The 25,807-nt window shown below is 47.6% G+C and carries 17 protein-coding genes; 3 read left to right on the top strand and 14 right to left on the bottom strand.

Annotated elements, in window-relative coordinates:
- Nucleotides 1–12 precede the first annotated feature (12 nt).
- The 3 genes from B147_RS0100630 (at nucleotide 13) to B147_RS0100615 (ending at nucleotide 11,208) form a co-directional block, all read left to right on the top strand.
- Nucleotides 13–8,667, top strand: coding sequence for a PKD domain-containing protein (locus B147_RS0100630; protein ID WP_083927772.1), 8,655 nt, complete (start codon nucleotides 13–15; stop codon nucleotides 8,665–8,667).
- Between the two features lie 299 nt (nucleotides 8,668–8,966).
- Nucleotides 8,967–9,596, top strand: coding sequence for a PEP-CTERM sorting domain-containing protein (locus B147_RS30815; RefSeq protein ID WP_083927771.1), 630 nt, complete (start codon nucleotides 8,967–8,969; stop codon nucleotides 9,594–9,596).
- A gap of 418 nt (nucleotides 9,597–10,014) precedes the next feature.
- Nucleotides 10,015–11,208, top strand: a complete 1,194-nt coding sequence (locus B147_RS0100615; protein ID WP_020585322.1) for an inositol-3-phosphate synthase — start codon at nucleotides 10,015–10,017, stop codon at nucleotides 11,206–11,208.
- Here the strand turns inward: B147_RS0100615 and B147_RS0100610 are convergent.
- The 14 genes from B147_RS0100610 to B147_RS0100540 all read right to left on the bottom strand — a co-directional run bounded on the left by B147_RS0100610 (nucleotide 11,198) and on the right by B147_RS0100540 (nucleotide 25,777).
- Nucleotides 11,198–12,613, bottom strand: coding sequence for a sigma-54-dependent transcriptional regulator (locus B147_RS0100610; RefSeq protein WP_020585321.1), 1,416 nt, complete (start codon nucleotides 12,611–12,613; stop codon nucleotides 11,198–11,200). The two genes, B147_RS0100615 and B147_RS0100610, sit on opposite strands and share 11 nt — an antisense overlap.
- 18 nt (nucleotides 12,614–12,631) lie before the next feature.
- Complete coding sequence (locus B147_RS0100605; protein ID WP_020585320.1) at nucleotides 12,632–14,050, bottom strand: sensor histidine kinase; 1,419 nt, start codon at nucleotides 14,048–14,050, stop codon at nucleotides 12,632–12,634.
- Nucleotides 14,043–14,882, bottom strand: a complete 840-nt coding sequence (locus B147_RS0100600) for a TatD family hydrolase (RefSeq protein ID WP_020585319.1) — start codon at nucleotides 14,880–14,882, stop codon at nucleotides 14,043–14,045. The genes B147_RS0100605 and B147_RS0100600 overlap by 8 nt, the downstream gene beginning before the upstream one ends.
- Nucleotides 14,883–14,908: 26 nt before the next feature.
- Complete coding sequence (locus tag B147_RS27030) at nucleotides 14,909–15,274, bottom strand: cupin domain-containing protein (RefSeq protein WP_020585318.1); 366 nt, start codon at nucleotides 15,272–15,274, stop codon at nucleotides 14,909–14,911.
- Nucleotides 15,275–15,304: 30 nt separating this feature from the next.
- Nucleotides 15,305–15,553 (bottom strand): hypothetical protein, encoded by a 249-nt coding sequence (locus B147_RS27025; protein ID WP_020585317.1) that lies wholly within the window; start codon nucleotides 15,551–15,553, stop codon nucleotides 15,305–15,307.
- Between the two features lie 21 nt (nucleotides 15,554–15,574).
- Nucleotides 15,575–16,231: a YdjY domain-containing protein gene (locus tag B147_RS0100585; RefSeq protein ID WP_157237703.1), complete on the bottom strand. Its 657-nt coding sequence runs from the start codon at nucleotides 16,229–16,231 to the stop codon at nucleotides 15,575–15,577.
- A 771-nt stretch (nucleotides 16,232–17,002) separates the two neighbouring features.
- On the bottom strand, nucleotides 17,003–18,028 hold the full coding sequence (locus tag B147_RS0100580; RefSeq protein WP_020585315.1) for a potassium channel family protein: 1,026 nt from the start codon (nucleotides 18,026–18,028) through the stop codon (nucleotides 17,003–17,005).
- 32 nt (nucleotides 18,029–18,060) lie between these two features.
- Nucleotides 18,061–18,840 carry an enoyl-CoA hydratase/isomerase family protein gene (locus tag B147_RS0100575; RefSeq protein WP_020585314.1) on the bottom strand — a complete coding sequence of 260 codons (780 nt, stop codon included), beginning with the start codon at nucleotides 18,838–18,840 and terminating at the stop codon, nucleotides 18,061–18,063.
- 22 nt (nucleotides 18,841–18,862) lie between these two features.
- Nucleotides 18,863–19,765: a sulfite exporter TauE/SafE family protein gene (locus tag B147_RS0100570; RefSeq protein ID WP_020585313.1), complete on the bottom strand. Its 903-nt coding sequence runs from the start codon at nucleotides 19,763–19,765 to the stop codon at nucleotides 18,863–18,865.
- Nucleotides 19,766–19,933: 168 nt separating this feature from the next.
- Nucleotides 19,934–20,923, bottom strand: a complete 990-nt coding sequence (locus B147_RS0100565) for an MBL fold metallo-hydrolase (RefSeq protein WP_020585312.1) — start codon at nucleotides 20,921–20,923, stop codon at nucleotides 19,934–19,936.
- Between the two features lie 145 nt (nucleotides 20,924–21,068).
- Nucleotides 21,069–21,557 (bottom strand): HyaD/HybD family hydrogenase maturation endopeptidase, encoded by a 489-nt coding sequence (locus B147_RS0100560; RefSeq protein ID WP_020585311.1) that lies wholly within the window; start codon nucleotides 21,555–21,557, stop codon nucleotides 21,069–21,071.
- 90 nt (nucleotides 21,558–21,647) lie between these two features.
- The gene (locus B147_RS0100555) at nucleotides 21,648–23,285 is read right to left on the bottom strand and encodes a nickel-dependent hydrogenase large subunit (RefSeq protein WP_020585310.1); all 1,638 of its coding nucleotides are present in this window, start codon (nucleotides 23,283–23,285) and stop codon (nucleotides 21,648–21,650) included.
- A 125-nt stretch (nucleotides 23,286–23,410) separates the two neighbouring features.
- Nucleotides 23,411–24,352, bottom strand: coding sequence for a hydrogenase small subunit (locus tag B147_RS0100550; RefSeq protein WP_020585309.1), 942 nt, complete (start codon nucleotides 24,350–24,352; stop codon nucleotides 23,411–23,413).
- A gap of 582 nt (nucleotides 24,353–24,934) precedes the next feature.
- The gene (locus B147_RS0100540) at nucleotides 24,935–25,777 is read right to left on the bottom strand and encodes a 3-hydroxybutyryl-CoA dehydrogenase (RefSeq protein WP_020585308.1); all 843 of its coding nucleotides are present in this window, start codon (nucleotides 25,775–25,777) and stop codon (nucleotides 24,935–24,937) included.
- Nucleotides 25,778–25,807: the final 30 nt, after the last annotated feature.

Genomic DNA, 25,807 nt, shown 5'->3' with positions numbered 1-25,807 from the left:
GGGGGGGGAAGCATGGCAGTAGGCAAGGGCTCTGAAAAACAATCGGTTAACTGGTGGCGATCAAGGTGTTCTATGTTCTTATGCCTTGTATTGACCTGTCTTTTACTCTTCCCGGCATTCACCTGGGCTGCGGATTTTATTGTTGTAACAGACGATAATTCGCGAATTTACGTTGCTGAAAGTAATGGTGACGGCACCTGGGGTGCTTTGACCCAGATTGATTATCTGGGAAGCGGAAACTATTCCCGCGGTGTGGCGATTAATGATTTTGATAATGACGGAGACCTTGATTTTGTTGCAGGCCGGGGGATATCAGGCACTGGGTATTATTACTTGTTCTTGAACGACGGCAGTAATCATTTTACCAAAACAGCCTGTGTGGGGACCCAGTCCAATGCCAATTCCTACGCTATGGATATGGCTTCCGGAGATTTTAATAATGACGGCAACATGGATTTTGCCGCCAACGGCAACCAGTCCACCACCGGCATCTGGTTGGGTGACGGAAAAGGCGGATTTTCTAAAACCGAACTTGACTGGGGTGCATATGGCCGAGGCATGGACACAGCCGATTTTAATCATGACGGCAATATTGATATTGTTCGTGGACGTAACTCAAGCGGTTATATTGATGTCAAATGGGGGGACGGCACAGGTGCATTTTCCAGTGAAACCTATCTGGGAGATGTGGGGAGTGACCCATACGGCGTTGTGGCCGGAGACTTTGACAATGACGGTCATCCGGATGTTTTTGCCAATTACGGCAGCAACGGAGACACCTATTTTATAAAGGGCATTGGCGACGGCACATTCCAAGCCCCTGTATACGAGACAACCCTTGACCTGAATAACCATGGTGGCTTTGATGCCTATGATTATAATGGTGACGGGAACCTGGATGTAATCATTGCGAACTATACAGGCCGTCATGTCTATTATTATCCGGGAAACGGTGACGGCACGTTTGGTGCTGCCGTGGATATAGGGAGTACCAGTGCATATGCAATGGGTATTTCAGCTCTGCCGCTGCCGCCGCCTGCGGGTCGTCCTGTGGCAGAGATCCGGCCTTCAGCACCATTCGTGATCAGTGAAGGAGCTTCCATAGATTTTGACGGTTCCTACTCCAGTGACAGTGACGGCACCATCGACTCCTGGGCATGGGCATTTGACGGCAGCGGTACGAGCACCCTGGAGAACCCGGATGCCTTTACATATGCATCCGAGGGCACATACGCAACAACCCTTCTGGTCACAGACAATGACCATAAAAGCGACCTGGCCGTTGCCGGTGTTGTGGTCCAGGGCGGCACGCCTGTCATAGACACCACACCAATTTTTTTTGGAGAACCGTATGCAGACTATGGGGTTTGGAATATTAATTTAGACGCAGTTGATTTTGCCAGTGACACCGAAACCGCCATGACGTTTCTCTGGGACATGAATTATGGTTTTACGGAAAATTTTGAAGATGGAGACGCGTCAGGCTGGCAGGTTTATGCCGGCACCTGGGTGATTGAAGATGCCACCCCCCTTACGGGTACTTATTCCTACCACCAGACAGATACCGGGGTCGACAGAACCTGGGTGCTGTTTGACCAGAGTTTTGATACGGACCACGTTATTGAAGCGGATGTTCACCTGGTGGAAGGAAGTAATGAACAAATTCAAATCCTTTTCCGGGCACAAGACAAGTACAATAACTATGAATTCATTCTCAGGGGAAGGGGATACAATGATGTCCTGCTTTACCGACGGGTTAACAACAGCACAACCACTCTACTGGAATATGATCTGATCAATAACCAGGCATTTGCCGGGTCAGGAAGTGATTATATTGATGTGGGACATACTTATTCCATTAAAATTGTTCTTACCGGTTCTCAAATCGGCTTTTATCTGGATGGTGAATTCCTTTTCGAGTACTCAGACAGCACGTTCTTGGATGGCCGGGTAGGATTTTCAACTTATTATACGGATGCCATCTTTGACAATCTTGTTGTCACCACTCCGGTGAGCGGTCAGACCGTAAGTCACAGGTTTCCGGCCGGTACCCACACGGTTCAGTTGACTGCAACAGATGCGGCAGGCCAATCTGAATCCGATACGATCCCCATAACGGTTGCCGCCAGTGCCCCCCCAACAGCTCAAGCCAACGGGCCATATACGGCTGATGAGTCAGCTGCTTTTGAGGGAGGTTGGACTGTTGATTTGGACAGTACCGGCTCGACAGACGATGTTGAAATTCAGCAATACATTTGGGACTTGGGCACAGATACTTTTAACGGCACCCAGGTCAATGAAGGCAAATGGACCCACAATGGTGATGTAACCCAGAATGAAGAAGTAAGTATCACTCATCCGAGTTCAGGGTGGGGTCAACGATATTTTTTCAGCAAAGACATTTACACAAGGGCACCCGGCATGGCCTTTGAGGCCAGAGTAAAACAAACAAGCCAGAATACGATGGTGGGATTTAAGAACACCAATAACACCTTTCAATACAACCAGATGCCGTATGCGCTATATTTTAACGACGGAAATTTTTACATCTATGAGGATGGAAATAACAGGGGAGATACAGGGTATAATTACAGTTACAACACCTGGTACGATATCCGCATTGAACTGAAAGAAATACAAGGCGCGCGATATTATTACCGCCTTTCCGGTGATCCGGACTGGATTTTGCTTTATGACTCTGATTACGGCACTGCAACTGAATTTAAACGGGGCTTTGACGTCTACCAGAGCACCTTTGTCATGGATGACTTAAAAGAAATCGCAGCCGGACCTGCGCCATCTTACCGCTTTTACGGGCAGGCAACCTTCCCGGTTTCCTTGACCGTTTATGACCGGGCAGGCCAGAGTGATACCGATACGGCATCGGTTACAACATCAGGCGGAGTTTTCCCGGAGGCTGTTATTAGTGACGACGCCCTGACCTTAGGCGAAGCAGACTCAGCCGATGGCATCTGGGCAGGAAGTTTTGATGCCTCAACATCCACTGATGATCTTGGTATATACACCTATGAATGGGATTGGAACTATGATGGCACAACCTTTGTTCCATCCGGTGATACCGCTGCCACCTTATCTCATACCTGGACTGCTACAGGGGCATATACAGTTGCTGTCCGGGTAACCGACCATGCGCTCCAGTCTCATATTGATACGATTTCCGTTGTTGTTGAAATGGGCGAGTCTCCTGTGGCGGATGCAGGAGGTCCCTACGCGGTTAATGAAACCACTGGAAATGCCTTTGAAGGGGCCTGGACCGTCACCCTGGACGGGTCCTTATCTTCAGATGATGATCACGTTGACCGGTATTTATGGAATCTGGGCACAGAGACCTTTGACGGCACCCGGTTCTTAGGCGGCAAGTGGTATACCGGTACTGATGTTACCCAGGATGATGCCGTTTCCGTCACCGGAGCGAATGCATGGGGTGACCGCTACATTGTCAGCCGTGGTACTGTGCCGAAAGAAAAAGGACAGGTCTTCCAGGCCCGGGTCAAGGATCTGGGTACCGGAGATGCCATGCTCGGTTTTAAAAATACTAGCACCACAAATTTCAGCTATTCTCAATTTCCATACCAGTTCTATCTGTATAATAGAAATATCTACATCTACGAATTCTCCTCCAGCCGGGGAGACACCGGCTATGACATTGCTGCTGACACCTGGTATGACTTCAAAATAGAACTGACAACCACCGGTGCCGTGTACAGTTACAAGCCAGCCTCCGACACCACCTGGACCGTTGTTTATACGTCTACCTACCAGCCTGCAGACACTACTCTGCGAAAAGGCATGGTGGTCCACAACAGTACCTTTGTCATGGATGATTTTAAAGAATCCGCCGGCGGCGAAACCCCCACGGTTTATATGGCCGGACCGGGCAGTCATACCATTGGCCTGACTGTCTATGACGGGGTTGACCAGACAGGTTTCGACAGTTCCAGTATCACAACCTCAGTCAATGATCTTCCTGTTGCAGATGCCGGTGCGGATCAGACCCTGACTGAAGCTGATGCCAGCCAGGGAAACTGGATCGTCGAGTTTGCCGGAACCGCTACCGATGACGGTCCCAATGAAGTTTATACCGTTGAGTGGGATTTCAACTATGACGGTTCAACCTTCAATCCCTCGGGCGAAACCGGTATTGACGTTTCCCATATTTATGACGCAACGGGGGTATACACAGTTGCCATGCAGGTAACCGATCATGGCCTGCAATCGGTTATTGATACGCTTGACGTGACCATTACCAGTGGTGCGGCCCCCACAGCCAATGCAGGTGCAGATATGACAACAGAAGGAGAACTGGTGGTCAGGTTTGACGGAACCGGTTCTACAGATGACTTTCGTATTTACAAATATGAATGGGATTACGGGGACGGCATGAAGGGCACCGGCCCCACCCCGGCCCATATTTATCACACCTCGGGGTCTTATGCAGTCACATTGACCGTATGGGATGAAGCCAATCAGACAGGTACGGATACTGTAACCGTAACCGTCCTGGCTGCAGGTGCAGCGGCTTCGCCCAGCGCGGATGCAGGCGGGCCCTATAATGCCGGTGCCGGTGGACCGCCGGCATATCTGAATGCAAGCGCGTCCAGTGATGATCACGGCATTGTAAAATATTTATGGGATGTGGACGATGCCGTGGATAGTGACGGCGACGGCAATTTTACCAACGATGCCGATGTCATGGGCAGGAAACCGTTTTACACCTATGCAGCTGCCGGCAGTTATACGGTGACATTGACGGTTGAAGATGGTGCAGGGCAGCAAAGTACGGCCACAAGCACAGTCAATGTGGCTGCAAACCTGGCTCCGGATGTCATCTGCGTTCCCTGGCGCGGCTCTGATCCCACCATCCCCCACGAAGCCATCAGTGGTGAAAGTGCCAGGCTTAAAGGCATTGTCCGTGATGCCGGAGACCTGGAATATCGCTGGAACTTTGGTGATGGGACAGGATGGACTGATTGGGCTGCAGTTACCAACAACTATGCCATTGAAACGGACCATACTTATACCGGTGCAAACTTAGCCCCTTATACGGCCATACTGGAAGTTAAAGACAGCGCAGGTTTGGTGGGACAGGATTTTTATTATCTTGTGATCAAACCCGGTGACTATGACACTAAAACAAATATTGCGATAGACAACGGACTCTGGTGGTTGCACAAAAACCAGAACAAATCCAGCGGCGCATTCTATGGCAGCAGCTACAATGGATATACATCCCTAACCGGTTCATCTATCCAAGCCTATGAGATCAACGGGCATCTACAGGATGGAGACCACCAGGAGAATCCCTATGTAGAAACCGTTGCCATCGGCTTTAACTATATGTTCGGCCGGATACGCGCCATTAGTATCAGCAGCCAGACATATGGAGATCCGGATACGAACGGAAATGGTATTGGTATCGAAGAGTCATATAACAACCAACCCTACCAGGGGGGGATGATCATGGATGCCATTGCCTCTTCCAATAATCCCCAGGCGATTGCACAGACCGGCGGAACAAACATTGCTGGACGGTATTTTTACGATTTGCTTGTGGACCTGACGGATGCCTACGCCTATGGTCAATACGATCACGCCACCGTGGGCGGCGGCTGGAGATACGGTTGGAACCAGGCCCCTGACAACTCAGCCTGTCAATGGGCTGCAATCGGTATGCTGGCAGCAGAAGACAATTTTGGTATCTATGTGCCTCAATGGATCAAAGACCGTAACAATGTATGGCTCAGTTACAGCTATGATGGAACTGGGTTCGGATATACAAGTGCGGGCAATGGTGTTGCACTAACACCATCCGGCATGGTCCAATTGGCATTTGACGACCGGTACACAAATGACCCCAGATGGAAAACAGCAGAAGATTACCAAGCAGATTACTGGCAGACCAATAATCATTCCTGGCAATACAACAATTTTTACGGAATGTATGCTTTTGTCAAGGCCATGCGCCTGGCACAGCCTTCGCCGGTAGTCACCTTTTCTTTAACCGGATTTGACTGGTATAACGATTCTACATCCGGGATTCGAAAACGAATTGTGGACATACAGAATTCAACCGGTTACTGGAATGTCAGCTATGGCACAGGATTCTCCACAGCCTGGGGGATCATCATGCTTACCCCGGCCCTGTTTACCCAGCCGCCTGAAGCCGATGCCGGCGACGACATCATATGGGCGTTTGACGAACCCCTCTCTTTTGATGCCTCAGGCTCACGTCACCTTGATCCGCTTCGCAGCATTGTCCTGTACGAGTGGGATTTTGACGGAGACGGAACTTATGACTTTGCCACCACCAACCCGTCTGATCCGGCTGCCACGTATACCTATCCCGACCCCGACCCGGACACGGCCGGAGATCTGCCGGTGACGTATACAGCCAGACTTCGGGTCACGGATGATAATGATCCAGTCCAGACAGATATCGACACCCGTGAAGTGGAAGTGGCAGAACCGCCGCATGCCCCATTTGCGGATACCGGTGGTCCATACACCGTAACGGCGGGTATTTCATTCACACTGGACGGCAGCGGATCATTTGACATTGACCCCGGGGATTCCATTACCCAGTACCAATGGGATCTGGATAATGACGGTGTCTTTTTCGATGATGTAGACGTTGATACAACAAGTGCCAGCGCATCACATACCTATGCAACACCGGGTGTTTACAACATTGCACTCAAGGTATTTGACAACGGTGCATTTAATCCGATCGGCTGCACCATTGGTGATGGTAGTTGTACCTCTATGGAGTCCTTACCGGTTTTCACATCAGTAACAGTCATTGAAAACCAGCCTCCGGTTGCCGATGCCGGTGGCCCCTATGAAGTGGATGAGGGTTCGGCGGTTACATTGGATGGCTCAGGTTCGACTGATCCCAACGGGGATGCGCTTTCTTATGCCTGGGACCTTGATAATGACGGTGTATATGATGATGCAACCGGAGTTAATCCAAGTTACTCGTGGCCTGACAATGGAACCTATACGGTTGGCCTGAAGGTGTCTGATTCTCTTCTGGAAGATACCGCAACAGCAACTGTGACGGTGAATAATGTCGCTCCAGTAGTGAATGCCGGACCGGATCAAACCGTAAATGAAGGCGATACGATCAGCTTCTCAGGTAGTTTTGTTGACCCTGGAAGTGCAGATACCCACATTATTGAATGGGATTTTGGGGACGGTTCTTCAGCCGTCAGCGGAACATTAACGCCGACCCATGTCTATGCAGAGAACGGCGTCTACACAGTCACTCTAACCGTGACGGATGATGACGGCGGTGTGGGATCGGATACCCTTCTTGTTACAGTGAACAATGTTGCTCCAGCCGTTGATGCAGGACCCGACCAGGCCGTTCAAACCGGTGATATTGTCAATTTCACCGGCAGTTTCACTGATCCTGGATCGGCTGACACCCACACCATAATATGGGATTTCGGTGACGATACTGCTCCTATCGCCGGAACACTGACACCCACCCATGTCTATGACAGTGAAGGTGCGTTCACTGTAACGTTAACTGTTACAGACGATGATGGCGGGGTGGGTACAGATACCCTGATTGTGACAGTCACCCTGTCGCCACGCGGCACCATTATTATTGAAAAACAGACTGATCCGGATGGTGCGTCTGAAACATTTACCTTTACGGGTACAGCAAACGGCGGTATTTGTGATGGAGAGCAGATTGTTGTCGGTGATCTTGATCCGGGAACATATGTTGTTACTGAAGCAGCCCTTTCAGGATGGACCCTGAACAACATTAACCTGGAAGATAATAACGGTTCATTTGACGTGGATGCACGGACGGTTACGTTCCGGGTTGAAGAGGGAGAAACCGTAAAGGCAACCTTCTACAACAGCAAAGATATCATTCCCGGCACCATCATTGTTGAAAAACAGACCGATCCGGATGGGTCCACTCAGTTATTTGAGTTCAGTACCAGCTATGGCAGTAATTTCAGTCTGTCAGATGGTCAGACAAACAATTCCGGACCGCTGGACCCGGGTACTTATTCGGTCAGCGAGATCAACATCCCGTCCGGATGGACCCTGACAAATGCCACCTGCGATGACGGCAGTGACCCCAATGCCATTGCACTTGATCCGGGCGAAAAGGTCACGGTGACCTTTACCAATACCCAGGAGATTGCTCCCGGCAGGATCATTGTTGAAAAACAGACTGATCCGGATGGGTCCACTCAGTTGTTTGAGTTCAGCACCAGCTACGGCAGTAATTTTAATCTGTCGGATGATCAAACAAATGACTCCGGCCCGCTGGAACCGGGTAGCTATTCGGTCAGCGAAATCAATATCCCGTCCGGGTGGACCCTCTCCAGTACGGTTGTCAGTGATGGCAGCGCACCGGGAGCAATCAATCTGGAAGCGGGTGAAACCGTTGTTGTTATATTTACCAACACTCAGATCCCCCAGGATCTCTGCGGAGATCTGGATGATGATGGTGATGTGGACGTAGCCGACATGATGATCCTGAGAGGCGCATTGCGAAAGTGCACCGGTGATGCCGGATTTATCGAAGAGGCGGATTATGATCTTGACGGCTGTATTACATTTAATGACTATCGTGCCTGGTACGGCTGCTATCAAGCATACGTAAACAGTCTTCCTGATTAACCTTCAACGGAGTGTTGTATCGTAAGATACAACACTCCGTTTTATTTCCCATAAGGTATGCAAATAAAGTAACAATATATATATATTATTTTTCACACCCTATATGAAAAATTGGTTTGCCGGGAAAAAAATTAAATATTTAACACATGAAAACCGACGAAAGCCTTATGACTGTAGGGTTAACGAGTGACTTAAAATATATCTTACCATATTGAACAGTCGGTATTTTATTTGCAGACGAATAATTACAACTGAAACAATATTAAGATTATAAGTCAAAAAAATTAGAGGGTTTCAAAATGTCCAAAAAATTGTTTTTATGGTTGATCGCGTTGTTATTTGCCGGAATAGTTGCTGCGTCGCCTGCAATATCAAGTACCATTGATTTAATCCTGCTGGATAACGATATTCATGTAGGAGAAACATTTGATGTGCAGGTGTATGTTAATCGAAGTTCATCCTTAGATCCGAGTTTAGGTCTTACTTCATTTGGTTTCGATACCTCTTCTGATGGAGACTGGTCAGTGTTTTCCTATTCAGAATATACGCTTTATGATTCTATTTCAGGGCCAGGTTCTTTTAGTGTAATAGACTCCTTTGTTGGTGATTTATTTTTTCCAGCCGACTATAACACATCAATACTACTTGCCACTTTAACATTTGAAGCACTGGGCTTCGGAACAGATACGTTGACTGTTTCAGGGCAGTATGACGAAGATTTTTACGGACTGATGTATGAGTTTATTGACCCATATTCAGGGATTGGAATTAATTTGGGTGAACTCGGAGTCGACAGTTTTAATATATCTGCTAATCTTTCGATTACGGTAAATGAAGCTGCTGTTCCTGAACCCGCCACTATGCTACTGTTCGGCCTGGGTTTGATCGGCCTCGCAGGTATGGGCCGAAAAAAGAGTTTTTCTATTTAACAGCCGGGCTGAAAAGACCGTTTGTCCCGGGATAAACAAGCCTTTTTTTAATTTAACGTATTAAAAACATCAGGCCCCGGCAAATCCGCTACACGGTGTCTGCCGGGGCCTGTTCGCTTAATAGCCATCCCATTTGTTTAAAATGTATCACACCACATATAAAAGGCGGCAGCAAGTGAAACTTATTGTATCCCTTCGGTATGCCTGCACCAATAAAGCTCCGGGACAAACAGCCCTCTACATCGAACGTTTCAACCCTAAAAATAATATTGCTTACCCAATTTACATTGAACTAAATCCCTGATAGCAAATAGGCCGGAGACTGGAAGATTCCGGTGTATCTGAATAGTACTCTCGGGTACATGTCACTCTTTAAGGGCGTGTATCCCAATTATTTATTTTTTTGGAGTAACAACATATGGCTAACAAACGCGGACTCCTTTTCATCGGACTGTGCGGGCATCTCTCAACCGTTACCATGGCAGGGGCCATGGCCATTGCAAACGAAATTTGCCCGCCCACCGGAATGATTTCAACTTCAGAAGAATGCAGCCATATTCCCTTTACAGATTTTGATGATATTGTTTTCGGCGGCTGGGATATCAGATCCGGCAGGGATGCCTTTAGCCCCATCAAAGATACCGGGATAGAAGATATTGAACAACTGTACCTATTAACAGACAGCGTAAAATCTATACAGAAGCAATCATTTCCCGGAGTTATTCTTAATGCTGGAGAGGCGATTTCCGGCATTTCTGAACAATCTCATGTAGTTAAAACAGGCAGCCTGACAGAAGCGGTTGAAAAAATCCATTATGATATTGTACGCTTTCGGGAGGAGAACGATCTTGCGCAAATTGTGGTGATCAACCTGACATCCACAGAACCGCCGGTCAAAGATGCATGCTTGTTTGACACAGCTAAAGGCATTTCCAGCATAATTAAAAAGAACATGACGGAATGTATCCGACCCAGTTTTCTTTATGCCTACGCCGCCATCACATCCGGCTGCGGGTATATCAATTTTACCCCGTCCGAGGGCGGATTTTCCCATGGTCTGGTGGAACTGGCCCGCCAGTATGGTGTTCCGGTGATGGGAAATGATGGCAAAACAGGGGAGACACTGGTAAAATCAGCGCTTGCCCCCATGTTTGCCATGCGGAATCTGGAAGTGCTCAGCTGGGAAGGGTATAATATTCTTGGAAACACCGACGGCAAAATTTTGCAGAATCATGAGAACGGGGCCTCAAAAATAAAAAGCAAGGACAGACTCCTGCCCCATATTCTCGGATATCATCCCCATTCAAAAGTATCCATTGATTATGTCCCCTCATTGGGAGACCGGAAAACGGCCTGGGATTTCATTCATTTCCAGGGATTTTTAAATACAAAAATGAGTATGCAGTTTATCTGGCAGGGCTGTGATTCCGTTCTGGCCGCCCCGCTGATTCTTGATTTGGCCAGATTTGCCTTCCTGGCCCTTGATAGAGAAGAATCCGGTGTAATGACCCATATGGCCTCATTTTTCAAATCCCCCTGGGGAGTCGATGAGCATGCTTTAGGTAAGCAGTTTTCACTTCTGGAAGAATATTGCAGTGCAATTAAATCTTGAATTCTTTGATTTTATTTCTCAGGGTTGTCCGGTTCATCCCGAGCAGCTCTGAGGCTTTCAGTTGATTCTGTCCGCATTCTTCCAGGGCTTGGGCAATCAATGCTTTTTCAACGGATGACACAATCCGGGCAAACAGCTTTCTTTCTCCGGGAAACATCTGATTGCGTTTTTCATACCATCGGGTAACCTGGCTATCAATGGATACTGACTCTGTGTTTTCAAACGCTCTGTTGCCGGCAGTATCGGGAAGTTCAATATGATGTGCGCAGATGGTCTCTGATCGGCATAAAATTGCCCCCCGTTTAATCACACTTTCCAGCTCCCTGGCATTTCCGGGCCAGTCATATTCCATCAGGCGATCCAGCGCATTTTTTTCAATACCTTTAACAGCCAGGCCCATTTCCAGATTCGCCTTTTTAATGAAATGAGAAATTAAATCAGGGATATCCGGTCTTCGCTCGCGTAAGGGGGGGATTTTTAATGTAATCAACTGCAGACGGTAATACAGATCACTCCTGAAACGCCCGGATTTCATCTCTTCGAGCAACCTGCGATCGGAGGCCGTAATCATCCGGACCGATTCAATCGAGACATCCTGAGCACCTCCTACCCGCTGGATGGCTTTATTCTGAAGTGCCTGAAATAATTTAATCTGCATCAGAGCATTTAGCCGGCTAATATCATCCAGAAAAAGGGTCCCGTTCCGGGCGGTTTCAAATTTTCCTTTTTTCCTTTGGTCTGCACCCGGATAGGCCTCTTTTTCATGGCCGAACAATTCCGATTCGATGAGATGTTCAGGAATTGCACCACAGTTGACAGCCACAAAAGGGGCTCCTTTTCGATCACTGCGGTTATGAATGGCGCGGGCAAGCAGTTCTTTGCCCACCCCGCTTTCTCCTTCAATGAGTACAGGGACATCGTTGGTTGTCAGCAGACCGATCATTTTATAAATGTCAGATAGCGCGTTGGATGAGCCAATGAGCATATCAGCCGCCATATCAGGCTCACTGATGCTCTCACCGGTCAAGTGCACGGCTTCAGAGTCCCCCATGTGCAGAATTCTGTGAACAATTTCTTCAATCCGGGTTAAATCAACAGGTTTTAACAAGTACTCGAAGGCACCGTATTTTACGGCATCAATTGCCGTATCCATTGTGCCGTAGGCTGTCATAATCACAACGACAGGTCTGTTTTCCATGGATTGTATTTTTTTCAGCAGGGACAAACCGCTTTCGCCCGGCAGCCGGTTATCAAGAAAAACAATTTCCGGCGTGCGTTCTCGGATCTTCTTAAGTGCATCCTTGACATTGGAGGCGGCCACGGGCATATGGCCCATCTGCGTTATGCATTCAGAAAATGCATAACAAATTGATTCTTCGTCATCCACGACCAGGATACAAGCCATTTTGTTTGCTCCTTTTCCTTATGACGATTGGGTACATGGAATAGATAACACTGCACGGGTTCCTTTTGCACCGCTTCCCAGCACCAGTGTTCCTTTGTGGGCCACAGCGATTTCCCGGCTGACGTAAAGCCCGATGCCAATGCCTTCTTTTTTGGTTGTGAAAAACGGTGCAAACAGATTCTCCACATCATCGTCCTCAATGCCGGATCCTATATCTTCGATCTGGTATTCAACCATATTCCTCTCCTTGCTGTGCCTGAGCGAAATAAATATCTGCCCGCCTCCCGGCATGCTGTCGGCACTGTTAATCATCAAATTCCACAAAACCTGTTTGACTTTGTCTTTGTCCATCTGGCAGGAAGGCAGGTCAGATTCAATATCGGATGAAAAATGAATGTTCAGGTGGTCCAGTTTCGGCTTGATTACAGAGATCACTTCGTTGAGGGGGAGTTCGGCAGGTGTCAAGGAAAACGAGGCCGCCACCGGACTCGACAGCGTTCTAAAATCCGTAACCAGCGTGTCTATCCGGTTGATTTCTTTTAAGAGGATTGCGGCCATTTTCATCCCTTCCGGATCATCTGACAATCTCTTTTCCAGAATCTGGATCAGCATTTTTATGCTGGCCAAGGGATTCTTTATTTCATGTGCCATGGCGGCTGTGATTTTACTGACGGATCGCTGATGGGTGGTTTTAACCAGCTTTTTCTCATAGGCCAGCAGCCTATCAGACATCCGGTTAACGGCATCTGCCAAAATCCGAAATTCCTGAATGCCTGATGATCCGGCCCTGGCGTCAAAACGCCCGGAAGCAATCTTCTCAGTGACATTAAGGATGTTTTTAAAATGGCGGCTGGTTCTTCCAGCCAGCAATACAGCGGCACTTATGGCTGCAACCAGGGCCGCCAGGGCTGCCAGGGCCGTTCTTGTCAAAGTCGTTCTTTTAGCTGTTTCCAGATCATCCAGGCTTGTCATAATGATAATATAAGATGCGCCAGGGTCCTGTTTAAGCTGAATTCGTTTTGATACAACATAACAGCAGGTCTTATCTTTTCTGGCCGTTACAGCAACCTGATCATTTTGCTGCTGCCCGTAGCGCTCTATAATGCCGTTGTGTTTAATAACATCCTGAAACGCTTTGCCCGTATCTTTGTCAAAAGAAGCCGAGATAATTCTTCCGTCTTGATTTAATACGGCAATTTCTCCTTCAATGACCTTCCCCAGCATTCTCAAATACGAATCATTCAGTACAAACCGATATTCATAGGCAATGTTAGAAATTCGAAGCGCCTCTTTTTCCAGGCGCCTATCCAGAAATTTCGAGGTCTGATAGCTGTTGAGAAGAATAAAAAAAAGGGAAAACACACATATAAAAACGAATGCCGGCAGCAGAAGGCAGGTTTTCAGACTTAAAACAATGGTTCTTGAATGACTATCCATTTGCCCAGGCAACAGACTTTTCTATCTCAGGATTTGGCTTAAATTTGGGGCACTGATTTAAAAAATAGCAGGGATTGTTGTAAAAAAGCGTCTCCACATCCTGATCCCTGTGCCCTCTTTTCTTCATTTCAAATACAGCATCATGAAGTGTTTTAGGGTCCGACGGTCCCCAATCGCCTGACGCGTCCGCCATCATCCGTTCAAGACCAAAAATTTCCACCGAATCAATTACCCTGGGCGGTGAATTTTTAGTCATGGGATAAATGGTCATTGAAGCCCAAAACCCTGAATCCAGAATCATTTTGATGGTATGCTCCTCACAGTGGTCAAAGGCCACTTTCCCGGGGTCAACACCTTTATGGCCGTTGAGATAATCAACCATCATTTTTGTGCCTTTGTATTTATCGTCAAGGTGAGGCGTATGAATCCACATAAGGAGTCCCCTTTCCACAGCTAACTCAACCTGTTCTTCAAAGACCTTCATTTCATTACGGGTATTCTTGTTGAGGCCGATCTCTCCAACACCTAGTACCGTAGGCCTGTCCAAAAATTCAGGGATAAATGAAATCACCTCTCTGGAAAGTGTAATGTTTTCCGCCTCTTTGGGGTTCATGCAGATATAGCAGTAATGGTCAATGTTATATTGCGCGGCCCGGGTGGGCTCAAACTCTGAAATATGGGTGAAATAATCATGGAACGCGTTTGCAGACGTTCTGTCATACCCGGCCCAGAATGCCGGCTCACAACAGGCCACCGTATGCATTCTTGCCATGCGTTCATAGTCCTGCGTTGTCCTTGCGATCATATGGATATGCGGTTCTATTACTTTCATATGATGTCCTTTGCTTTCTATCGGTCTTACTGTTTTGATATGGGTCGAGCCCGGTCATCCTCAATGGACATGGGCGGCGTACCGAATATAATAAATACGAGTGGGTCCGGGGAAGTTGATTCCAGAGAATGGGGCATTCCAGTCGGTATGTATACGACGGTTCCTGACTCAATTTCCCAGGTATCGCCGTCAAGAGTGATGGTCCCTTTCCCTGATAAAATATAATACGTTTCCTCATAGGCCTCGTGAAAGTGTTCTTTTCCTTTCGTAACACTGACGATATGGACATTTGCGCTGCCTTCCCCGCCTGTAATCACCCTTTTGACATCGCCATAAGGACACGGGACGGCGTTTGTTTTCCGTGAATAACGGACAATGGCTTTTTTCTTCAAAACTGGGCTCTTTTTTTATTTTCTTGTATATTAAACACTAAGCAACTTCAAAAATTTTTCAGCTCTATTTTTTTTCTGGCGGGTAAGCATCAGGCAGAGGCTGAACAGCGTTTCTATTCTCGGGTCTTCCATAGCCGCCTCCCCGCCGGAAGCCCTCTCTATTCTGTCAAGAATTGCTGCTGTTTCAAGCAGGTATGACCGGGCCTCCAGATAGTACATCCCCAGGAGTTCCTCGGCTGTTTTCTGTGATGTTAATCCTATATATTCAGCATCTTTCATAATTTCTCCCATGACTTAAGTTTAATTTCCACACCGGGTTCTGGTGATGACAGCCGAGTCAGTTACCGGATAGATTTTAACGGAAACCGGCGTGCCTGCGGCTGGAACCACCGAATGATTAACCTGGTACAACGTGTCATCGGTGCCTGTATCACTTCTGTGGTCTATGATCGCAACCGGATCGTGGTAGCTGGCAATAATAGACCCTTCAACCTGTGCCTGATATTTCCCGTTCAGGAACTGCGAACCTGTAAACACCCAGTCCGTGCTTTCCATGATATTCTGTGATGCGTTGTAAAACAGTACAGTCTCCAGAGGATATTCCTCGGCTTTGCCTTCTGCCTGCCATGAAATAAGAATCCTGACCGGAGCGCCGCATGGTTTCTGGGGGGCACCCTGAAAATCAATGGGGTGGTCTCCCGGCTTTAGGCCCAGCAGCAGTAGAGCGACCTGGATATGGTAAGGTTCTGCGTCCAGAACCAGAACACTTTCATGCAGCTTTCCATATGCCGTACACGCAATATATTCAACCATGCCCGAGGACATGTTCACTTTTCCATTAATATCAATGGAATGATCCTTCTTGTCCAATACTATTTTCCCTATCTGAAATTGATTTTCACCTAATTTTATAATTTCAGGCATGGAAACGTCGGCCGAAGGGTCTGGATGCGTCATTGTCTGCTGGCTGGGAACAACTTTTCTTTCAACTGTCTTTGCTGAAGATGCATGATTTATTTCAGCAGCAGAAATCCCAGAGGACAAAATAAACAATACAATTGTTAATATGGAAAACAATCTCAGATTCATACTCTTTTTCTTTCATTTTATTTGAACAGCAACAAAAATTAACTTGATACGACTTTTAAAGTCAATCTAATATTTAGTATCTGCTGATTTTCTATTTTGTCACCCCAAAGCACCTGTTGAACGCCATCAGATTCTGCTATACAAAAAATTAAAATTAACCATATTACGCTTGTAATGCTGCAAATAGAGGATTGGAAATGATCAAAAAGAATACTGAAACTTTCAGAGAAGTAAGCAGGTTGCCAAACTCTATAATATACCCATCTGGTGGGAAGACCAAGAACTCAAACAACTATAGCGCGAATACAATTTAAATCGAAAACAGATTGAAATTATACAGTTATTTTTCGAATTTCTCTTGATATTTTCCAGATGGCCGCGGAGATTTGAGAAAATCGTTCATACCCTTGAAGGCCCTGACAAGGACAAAGAAAACGCTCTGCAACTTTTAGATTTCCTGATGTTATTTCAGCTCCAAAATGAACAGAAACTTGCAGGAGAAAGACATATTCCAAACCTGATGTATCCTTTGAAGAACCAGAAGTCCTTAAAATCAAGCGATTCGAATTTCCGGCCAACCACTATTTACGCAAATTGTTGTTGGTTGAGCCCGGGTATTGTCAGATTAACCCATGGCTGTTATTCCGGCCATTGGATATGCAGGGGCCGGATTGCGGCAATAAGCCAGATCCCGCAGTCTTCAGTCACCGGTTCATCCTTGGCTGGATTAATTTTTATGCTGCCGTCGGGCAACTGAAGTGCAAAGCTTAAAAACCGGTATATTTCCATTAAAAAAAGATGAAGCGCCCACCATGTCATGCCCTGTTTTATCCGGGAGGTTTTTACATAATAGATCTCTTCGCCTTCATCATTTTTCAGCAGGATCTGGAGGGGCAGATGGACCTTATCCTGCATGGCCTGGACCATCATCTCCACGGTCATCTGCATGACGGTTTCAAACTGCCCGGGCACTGACGAAAAAGTTTCAAGGCTCTGGGTGGACAGACACCTAACCGTGATTTCACAGGTTTCATTTTTCAAATTCAGGGCATTGATCAGGACAAAAAGGGAAAGTTCATCACTGCCCGTATGAATAATAATCCGTTCTGCATCGGCTGTCCCGGCACGGTTCATGGCCGGGATGGTATCAGGCCGACCTTTGACAAAAAAGGTGTGGGGCTGGTCCGGGAAAGGATGCCGGGATTCATTGGCCAGAACCACGATATCCTTGTCCCGGTATGTTTCGTCCGCCCGGATCTGTTCCACAAGGTATTCGGTTTCCTGGGTATACCCCACAAGCAGAATATGGCCTGAGCCTTTATAAGGCGTTTCCCCGTGCATGTTTTTGTCCCTCCTTTCTATCAACACCGACGCAATATGGGTAATAAAGGCGGCCCCAAGACCGATCCCCATGAACATAGGCAAAACCGCAGCAATAACTTTGCCCCATGATGAGGTGGGATACATGTCCCCGTATCCCACCGTGGTTGAGGTGACGATGCTCCACCACAGGGCTTGGCCCGGATGGTTCAGGGCGCTGCCGGATGGTTCTGCAATGCAGATGAGTCCTGTTGAGACAGCCAAAAGCATCATATATGCCAAAACCAGGGTCATCCCCCGGCTCTGGAAACCTGAGCGGAGCAGAACTTTAATCCAGTGAATCATTAAATATGCTTACCTTTATGCCACGTTGGAGTTTATTTTTCCTGCCATACCGGCGCACGCTTTTCAAAAAAAGCCGCCACCCCTTCCTTGGCATCATTGGTATCGCACAATCTGGCAAAGGCTTCGTTCATGTACGCGAACTGGGCTTCATAGGGCATATCCCGGGACGCATAAAACGCTGACTTGGCGATTTTCACGGCCACCGGACTCTTCTTTGCCAGATCCCGGGCCCATGCAATGGCCACTTCATCCAGATCGTCCTTAGACACCACCCGATTGATAAGCCCAAGTTCCAATGCCTGGTCGGCCTTGATCAGTTCCCCGTAAAGCAGCAGCTCCAGTGCCTTTTTTTGCCCCACACACCGGGCCACGGGAATCACCGGCCCCACACAGTTTAACCCCACATTGATGGCAGTCAGCCCCATTTTCACATTATCGGCGGCAATGGCCAAATCCGATGCCGCCACAAGCCCCATGCCGTTGGCTGCCGCAGCCCCGTGTACCTGGGCGATCACCGGGGTTTGCATTTTAGACATCAACACCAGCGGGGCTTCCATTTTCTCAATCCATTCACGATATTGATTGGTTGTTTTGCCTTTGAGTTCATTAACATCAATCCCTGCACAAAATGCCCTGCCCGCCCCTTTGATAAGAATGACCCTGACATCGGGGGCGGTGTCAAATTTTTTAAGTGCATCATACAGTTCTTCGGCCATCTGACTGGAAAAGGTATTCATCGCCTCGGTGCGATTCAGGGTTACACTGGCCACATGGCCGTCAAGGGTTTCTGCAATAATGGTTTCGTATGCCATAACGTATCTCCTTTAGTATTTTTCAACACAGTAAATGTATAATAGAAGCGCCCAGCAGCACAATAAACGTATGTTTCTGATATCTTTCAAACCAAGGGATTCGAATCAGGCGGGTGCCGATCTGCCCGCCCAGGATAACCCCGCTGCAGGTTGCAAATAACAGATAGGTTCCATGGGGCCAGGACGCATACCCTTGCCAGACACTAATACAGACCAGGCAAAGGTAAAACAGGATGGTTACAAACATGATGAGCAGACTGGTGGCCACGGCCCGGGAGGTCGGCATTTTGAGCTTAATCGTCATATGGGGGATAAGCCAGTCGGTATTGCCGATGCTTAAAAGCCCAGTGAAAAATGAAGCCAGAATAACCACCGGATAGCTTTTGGCATAAATAATGGGCGGCGGGATAACTGTCGGCACGTCAATAACAGGGCCCGGGCTTCGGAGAGACTGGATGGTTCGGATCATAAGATAGGAGGCAATAAGCACAAAAATGCACAACAAAAGCTGTTCGTATCCCCTGGATATGTAGAAACTGGATAAAAATCCAAGAGTTACACCTGTCAGCGCCATGGGAATAAAAGCAGCAGCTGTTTTCACGTCAACCATGCCGTTAAAAAAATAGGTCAAAGACCCGGTGCCTTTGCCGGCGATCTGGGTAAATATTGAAATGGCAACAGCCTCGGAAGGCCTGATTTCCAGAAAGGTCAAAACCGGTATCCAGAGAATACCGGCGCCCAAGCCGCTGAACATCACCATGGCGCCGACGCCAATGGCCAAAAAATGAACAAAAAGAAATTTGGAAAAGCTCAATGGAATAACAGCATTCAAAAAAAAGAACAGGGAAAAAACATATGCAATATCCGCCAGCATCCAGAACCCAAGGTATTTAGGCGCCTTTAACAGCAGGGGCCATATTTTCATCAGTCAATTATCCTTTTAACGGTCGCAAGCCGTTTTTCGCCTTTCATATTTGAATATGTGTTTTGCATTCTATACAAGAAGTTGAGCCGGGACAAGTTTCTCTTTTACCGGGTCTGTTTTCTTACGTATTGCGATTCGCAATACGGCTGGATACCGCCTCTCTCCGCTTTAAAACGAATATGTTGCGCCGGATTCAAGAATATGAGTCCGGCAATGAAGGAAAGCCTTAAATTTTTGCAGCGCATAATCACAGGTATCGTGGGGAGAAAGAAACACATGTTTGGGATTGACGGCGTCCAGGTTCTCAATGGTCTGTTCGAGATCCTGTTCCGTAATTTTCTGCCATGGAGGCTTCCCCGTTCCCCAGATCATCTGAACCTTGAGGCCGGGTTTGCGAAAGGGGCTGTCGGTAACAGGAAAGTGAAGTCCTCCGCCAATGGCATATATGGGTTCACTTGAAAGCCGTTTTGCCATCTGAATAATGGTCTCAATGGTTGGATGCCCACATCCGGTAATCACAACCAGACCTTTATCCTTGAGCCGGGCAACAATGGCCTGCTCTTCGGTCCACCCCATAAGAAAAAGGCTTCTTGACAGGGGGCCGGTGGTGGCCATACCTGCCGGCAGCATCCGGGGGCCTTGAACCATGTGGGTTTCAAAACCTTCAGCACCAACCTTTGCCGGTGTAAAACAGGCCATTCCGTTGCCTTTACCAAATTCTCGGGGCATGGCGATCTTATTATTGCGAGCCGCTTTAAATCCCCCCATATGATCCGGATGCAGGTGGGATATGACCAATGCGTCAACCTGATTAAGTTTAAAATTCAACTTTTCTGCATTGTGGGCCAAAGCCGGCACTTCAGGGCCGAATCCCAGATCAAAGAGGATAGATCCCTTATCTGTTTTGATTAAATAGGAAACGCCTGGGGCACTAAGAAAACCCGGGGCGGCTTTTTGTTCCAGAAGAACGGTCAACTCAAACCGTTCAAGCTCAGGCAGTTCCAGAAAACGAGCCTGCGCTATGCGCGCGTTATTTAAATTCTGCGACGCTTCAACGTTATGTGTATAGCGGCGGTTCTTAATGAAAAGCATGGGAAGAAGAACCGGAGACGCCATTGCCAGAACCGGCCACCATGCCGGAGAAATTCTTTTGGACATTTTAAGCCTTCCCCTTTACCGATCAATTGCATGCAACCTGCCCACAGTAAGGTATCAAATTTCAAATGATTCATACAAGAAATTAAAGTATTAATGTTGCCAGGGCTGATTATTTACCATGAAACTTAAATATGATTGCCGAAGATTATACCTTTGGCTTAAATGATCCGCCAAGACGGGACACTTCTGCCAGAACATTTTGGACAAGGTCATCCAGCCGGGCCCCAATTTCCGGGGTCAGGTGTTCGTTTAAGGTTTCAATGTCCTTGGGTTCAATGCCGATGATGGTGGTCTCGGGCACATGGTCCAGGGCGCTGCACAGGGTCAATGCTTCAATAAGATCCACTTGATGCAAGGAATTTTTTGCTAAAATCCTGTTGGGGATCCGGTCATGGTCGAGCCGATGCAGACCACCGGGCCGCCCGTGATTAAGTACTGTATCCACCACAATAAGCCGGCCTGCATTGGAGATTATCCCCAACAGATTCACTCCGAGAACACCACCGTCTATAATGTCGACATTATCAGAGAATTCGTACTCTTTTTCAAGCTTTTCAACCACACGGATACCCACACCGTCATCGGTGTAAAGAATATTACCCACCCCCAGAACTGTTATATTATTCATATCCATAGATAATGTATATGTCCGTCCCGTCTATAAATTAAGGGTTGCGGCAGTATATTCCGCCGCAACCTAGTTTGCCAAGCACCTAGGGTAAAATCAAATAACCTTGACCTCGTAGGTCTGGTTGGTGTGGGGATCAATCACGTGAACCGCACATGCGAGGCACGGGTCAAATGAGTGAACGCTCCGCAGCACTTCTAACGGTTTGGACGGATCAGCCACAGGCGTGCCCACAAGGGATCTTTCCACAGGCCCTTTCTGTTTTTTGCCGTCACGGGGCCCAAAATTCCATGTGGAGGGCACCACGTATTGGTAATTTTTAATCTTACCGCCTTTAATATCGATCCAATGCCCAAGCGCGCCCCGGGGCACGTCGTTCAGACCGTATCCCCGGCCCTTGTCCGGCATGGTCCAGGGTTGATAGGTTTTTTTATTGCCCGATGCGATATTGGATTTCAATGTTTCGATCCAGCCTTCCATGGCGTCTGAAATAACCACGGTTTCAATGGCCCGGGCGGCTGTCCGGCCAAGGGTGGAGAACAGGGCGCCTTTTCCCACGTCAAGGGTCTTGAGGGTATGGTCAACCAATTTTTTCACATGATCGTTGCCCTTTGCATAAGCAACCAGTACCCGGGCCAGGGGACCGACTTCCGCAGCTTTGCCGGCATATCTTGGGGCCTTGATCCAGGAGTATTTATCGTCGGTGTTGTAGAAAATATCTCCGGCGATGGGTTTGGTTTCTCCGGAAAAGGGGTGTTTAGCCTCGCCTTTTTCATACCAGGCCCGGGTAACGTCTTCGGTAATCTTATCCGTATCCACGGCCGCATAGGCCAGGTTTGCGTCCACAACACCGCCGGGCAGCAGCAGGTCGTCATCAACCTTTTTCCGGGGGAATTCGCCATAGGCAAGATAGGTATCATTGTTTCCGCCGATGGCACTCCACTCTTTATAAAAAGAGGCAATGGCCAGCAGGTCAGGCAGGTATACTTCGTCAATAAATGCCTTGGTCTCTTTCCAGATCCGGGTGTATTCGTCAATTCTCTCCGGTGTCAGGTCTTTTACGGATGTGATACCACCGACAACCAGGGACTGGGGATGGGGATTTTTGCCGCCGAAAATGGCGTGCATGCGCGCAGCCTTGGCCTGCAGTTTTAAGCCTTCAATATAATGTGAAGCTGCCATAAGGTTGGCTTCGGCCGGCAGATTGTAGGCTGAATGCCCCCAATATGCATTGTTAAAGGGGCCCAACTGTCCGCTGTTTACGAAAGTTTTCAGCTTAGTTTGAATGTCGCTGAAGTAGGCGGAACTTTGGGGCCGTCCGGATACGTTTTCAGACAGCTTGGCTGTCTTGGCCGGATCCGCTGACAGGGCGCTGACAATGTCCACCCAGTCCAGGGCATGCAGATGATAAAAATGAACAATGTGGTCATGCTGGAACTGACTGCCGTGCAGCAGGTTACGGATGATCCGTGCATTTTCCGGAATCTCTATGTTGCAGGCCTTTTCCACCGCGCGAACCGAAGAAAGTGCATGAACATAGGTACAAACGCCGCAGGAGCGCTGGACAAAATGATGCGCATCCCTGGGATCGCGCCCCCGGAGCATAACCTCAATGCCCCTGAACATCTGCCCGGAACACCAGGCGTCAACGACCTTGCCGTTTTCAACTTCCACCTCTATTCTGAGGTGGCCTTCTATTCTGGTTATGGGATCAACAATGATTCTTCTGCCCATAATAATATCCTTTCACATCATATGTGTTGTGTTTATTGTATGGAAAATGTACCGCGTGAGCTATCAGATGCTGTACCGCGAACTATTAACTACTAGTCGTGTGCGCTGCGAATCAGGAGAGATTACTACATTTCTTCATAAAACGGCGTCATGTTGTCCCAAAAATCGGGTTCACTGCAGCCAATGCAGGGATGACCGGCCTGAATGGGAAAACTTGTCGCGTCGTTAAATTTCGCGGTGGGGCAATTATTATAGGTTTCAGGGCCTCTGCAGCCCATTTTATAAAGACAGTATCCAAGCTCGGCTTCCTTGGAGCCGAATTCCTCGACAAACTCATCGTTTTCATAATGTTCGAGGCGCGGACAATTGTCATGAACGGTTTCCCCATAAGCAAAGATGGGTCTGCCGTAGTCATCAAGTTCGATCTTTTCGTTGTTTAAATACTTGAGAATGGTGCCAAGCAGGTTTAATGGATTGAAGGGACAGCCAGGCAGGTTAATGGTATTGACTCCGATGGCATCTTTTACGCCTTTATACCCACCTGGGTTGGGTGCCGCAGCAGATATACCGCCGTATGCGGAACAGGTCCCCACACAGATGGTTGTGGCAGCTTTGGGGATGACTTCCCGGGCAATTTCAAGGAAGGTTTTGCCGGCAACCTTGCCGTATGAACCGTTGTAACTGGTCCCAATGGCCCCTTCCACAATACAGACAAATTTGCCTTTGTATTTCTCAACAGCATCGTGCAGGCTTTTTTCCGCCTGAACACCTGCCGCGGCCATGAGGGTTTCATGGTATTCTACGGAAATGGTTTCCAGAATGATGCCGCCCACATCCGGTGTTCTTAAAAATGCTTCCGAACATCCGGTACATTCAGAAAAATGCAGCCACACCACCGGGGGACGTATCGCAGCCACTTTTTCAATTTTCGCGGCCACTTGCCCCACAAAGGAGTGCGACAAGCCCATGGTCGCAGTCAGGGCTGTACAGTACTTGAGAAAATCTCTTCTTGAGACCCCTTTTGATTCTAATTTTTCATAAAACTTCTTGCTGGAATTTGTCTCCATAATATCTCCATTATTGCTGTTATGATTTCATATCATAAATTTAATTGATATTATAGATGAGCCGATTAAGCCGGATCAAATTGATTATTCGGATCTATCATAACAAAAGGAATTAACTATTTCCATCCTTATAATTTCATAAAAAAATGTATGTAACCTATAAAAATTTATAAATTTTTGTTGCGGAGTGGGTAACAGAAAAGGCCAAATTCCAATATCTTTCAATCGGTAGACGAAAGCGCTTGAACGTGTATTATCGTTGAAACAGAAAAGATGGGAATTGTTAAATCCAACCGGGCCAAATCCATGCCCTGGGATCTCTACAATTTTGTACCTAAAAAATGCAAGCCCCCTATGGCCTGATATGCGGCCATAGGAGGCTCCCGACGGGTGAGGCTATTTTAAATTTTTATTAAGTACATTTTTGATTTAGTTGTCAAAGTTTTGGTGGTTTCTGTATTTTACTGTTATCATCAACGTAATAATAAAAATCAAAATGCCAAATGCATTTTATGGGTTATAAATAGTCGGCGCAAAATCAAATCTTAAAGTCAATTTCACGCCCATTGTATTTAAAAAATTTTAATAATCGAAAAATCCTTTGCCGCTTTTTCGACCGAGCCAACCGGCACGAACATATTTTCGCAGCAGCGGTGTGGCCCTGTATTTGGGATCCTTGAATTCTTCATACAGGACATCCATGATGGCCAGACAGACGTCCAGTCCCACCAGGTCTCCCAGGGCAAGGGGGCCTATGGGATGGTTGGCACCAAGTTTCATGGCCGTATCAATATCTTCGGCACTGGCAACGCCTTCGGCATATATGGCTGCAGCTTCATTGATCATGGGAACCAATATCCGGTTTACCACAAACCCCGGTGCTTCATCCACCTCTACCGGCTGTTTGCCCAGATCCAGGGACAATGCCTTTACAGCGTCAAAGGTCTCGTCAGAGGTGGCAATACCCCTGATGATCTCAATCAGGGCCATGACAGGCGCCGGATTAAAAAAGTGCATGCCGATCACCTTATCCGGACGTTTTGTGGCTGTGGCCACCTCGACAATGGAAAGGGAAGAGGTGTTGGTGGCCAGGATGGTGGAAGGTTTGCAGATATTGTCAAGTTCACTGAAAATCTGCTTTTTGATCTTCATGTTTTCCACGGCAGCTTCCACCACAAGATCGCAATCCTGGGCGTTTTCAGGATCGGTTGTGCCTATAATCCGGGAAAGAATCGGCTGAACCATGACCTCTTCCAATTTGCCCTTTGACGCCATGCGGTTCAAATTTTTGGAGATGAATGAAATGCCTCTATTAACAAATTCCTGTTCAATATCCCGCAACACCACCATATAGCCGTTAACGGCAAAGACCTGGGCGATTCCGGCACCCATTGTACCGGCACCGATTACACATATTTTTTTCATATAAATCTATGACCTTTCGTCAAATCAGTT

This window comes from Desulfobacter curvatus DSM 3379, assembly GCF_000373985.1.
Lineage (GTDB): Bacteria > Desulfobacterota > Desulfobacteria > Desulfobacterales > Desulfobacteraceae > Desulfobacter > Desulfobacter curvatus.
This window is presented reverse-complemented; position numbering and strand designations above follow the sequence as displayed.

Excerpts from the sequence above, each read along its gene's own strand:
- B147_RS0100615 (WP_020585322.1), top strand. The coding sequence starts at position 10,015 with ATGGCTAACAAACGCGGACTCCTTTTCATCGGACTGTGCGGGCATCTC.
- B147_RS30815 (WP_083927771.1), top strand. The coding sequence starts at position 8,967 with ATGTCCAAAAAATTGTTTTTATGGTTGATCGCGTTGTTATTTGCCGGA.
- B147_RS0100565 (WP_020585312.1), bottom strand. The coding sequence starts at position 20,923 with ATGTCCAAAAGAATTTCTCCGGCATGGTGGCCGGTTCTGGCAATGGCG.
- B147_RS0100610 (WP_020585321.1), bottom strand. The coding sequence starts at position 12,613 with ATGGCTTGTATCCTGGTCGTGGATGACGAAGAATCAATTTGTTATGCA.
- B147_RS27025 (WP_020585317.1), bottom strand. The coding sequence starts at position 15,553 with ATGAAAGATGCTGAATATATAGGATTAACATCACAGAAAACAGCCGAG.
- B147_RS0100600 (WP_020585319.1), bottom strand. The coding sequence starts at position 14,882 with ATGAAAGTAATAGAACCGCATATCCATATGATCGCAAGGACAACGCAG.
- B147_RS0100630 (WP_083927772.1), top strand. The coding sequence starts at position 13 with ATGGCAGTAGGCAAGGGCTCTGAAAAACAATCGGTTAACTGGTGGCGA.
- B147_RS0100575 (WP_020585314.1), bottom strand. The coding sequence starts at position 18,840 with ATGGCATACGAAACCATTATTGCAGAAACCCTTGACGGCCATGTGGCC.
- B147_RS0100540 (WP_020585308.1), bottom strand. The coding sequence starts at position 25,777 with ATGAAAAAAATATGTGTAATCGGTGCCGGTACAATGGGTGCCGGAATC.
- B147_RS0100570 (WP_020585313.1), bottom strand. The coding sequence starts at position 19,765 with ATGAAAATATGGCCCCTGCTGTTAAAGGCGCCTAAATACCTTGGGTTC.
- B147_RS0100560 (WP_020585311.1), bottom strand. The coding sequence starts at position 21,557 with ATGGATATGAATAATATAACAGTTCTGGGGGTGGGTAATATTCTTTAC.
- B147_RS0100550 (WP_020585309.1), bottom strand. The coding sequence starts at position 24,352 with ATGGAGACAAATTCCAGCAAGAAGTTTTATGAAAAATTAGAATCAAAA.
- B147_RS0100605 (WP_020585320.1), bottom strand. The coding sequence starts at position 14,050 with ATGGATAGTCATTCAAGAACCATTGTTTTAAGTCTGAAAACCTGCCTT.
- B147_RS0100555 (WP_020585310.1), bottom strand. The coding sequence starts at position 23,285 with ATGGGCAGAAGAATCATTGTTGATCCCATAACCAGAATAGAAGGCCAC.
- B147_RS0100580 (WP_020585315.1), bottom strand. The coding sequence starts at position 18,028 with ATGATTCACTGGATTAAAGTTCTGCTCCGCTCAGGTTTCCAGAGCCGG.
- B147_RS0100585 (WP_157237703.1), bottom strand. The coding sequence starts at position 16,231 with ATGACGCATCCAGACCCTTCGGCCGACGTTTCCATGCCTGAAATTATA.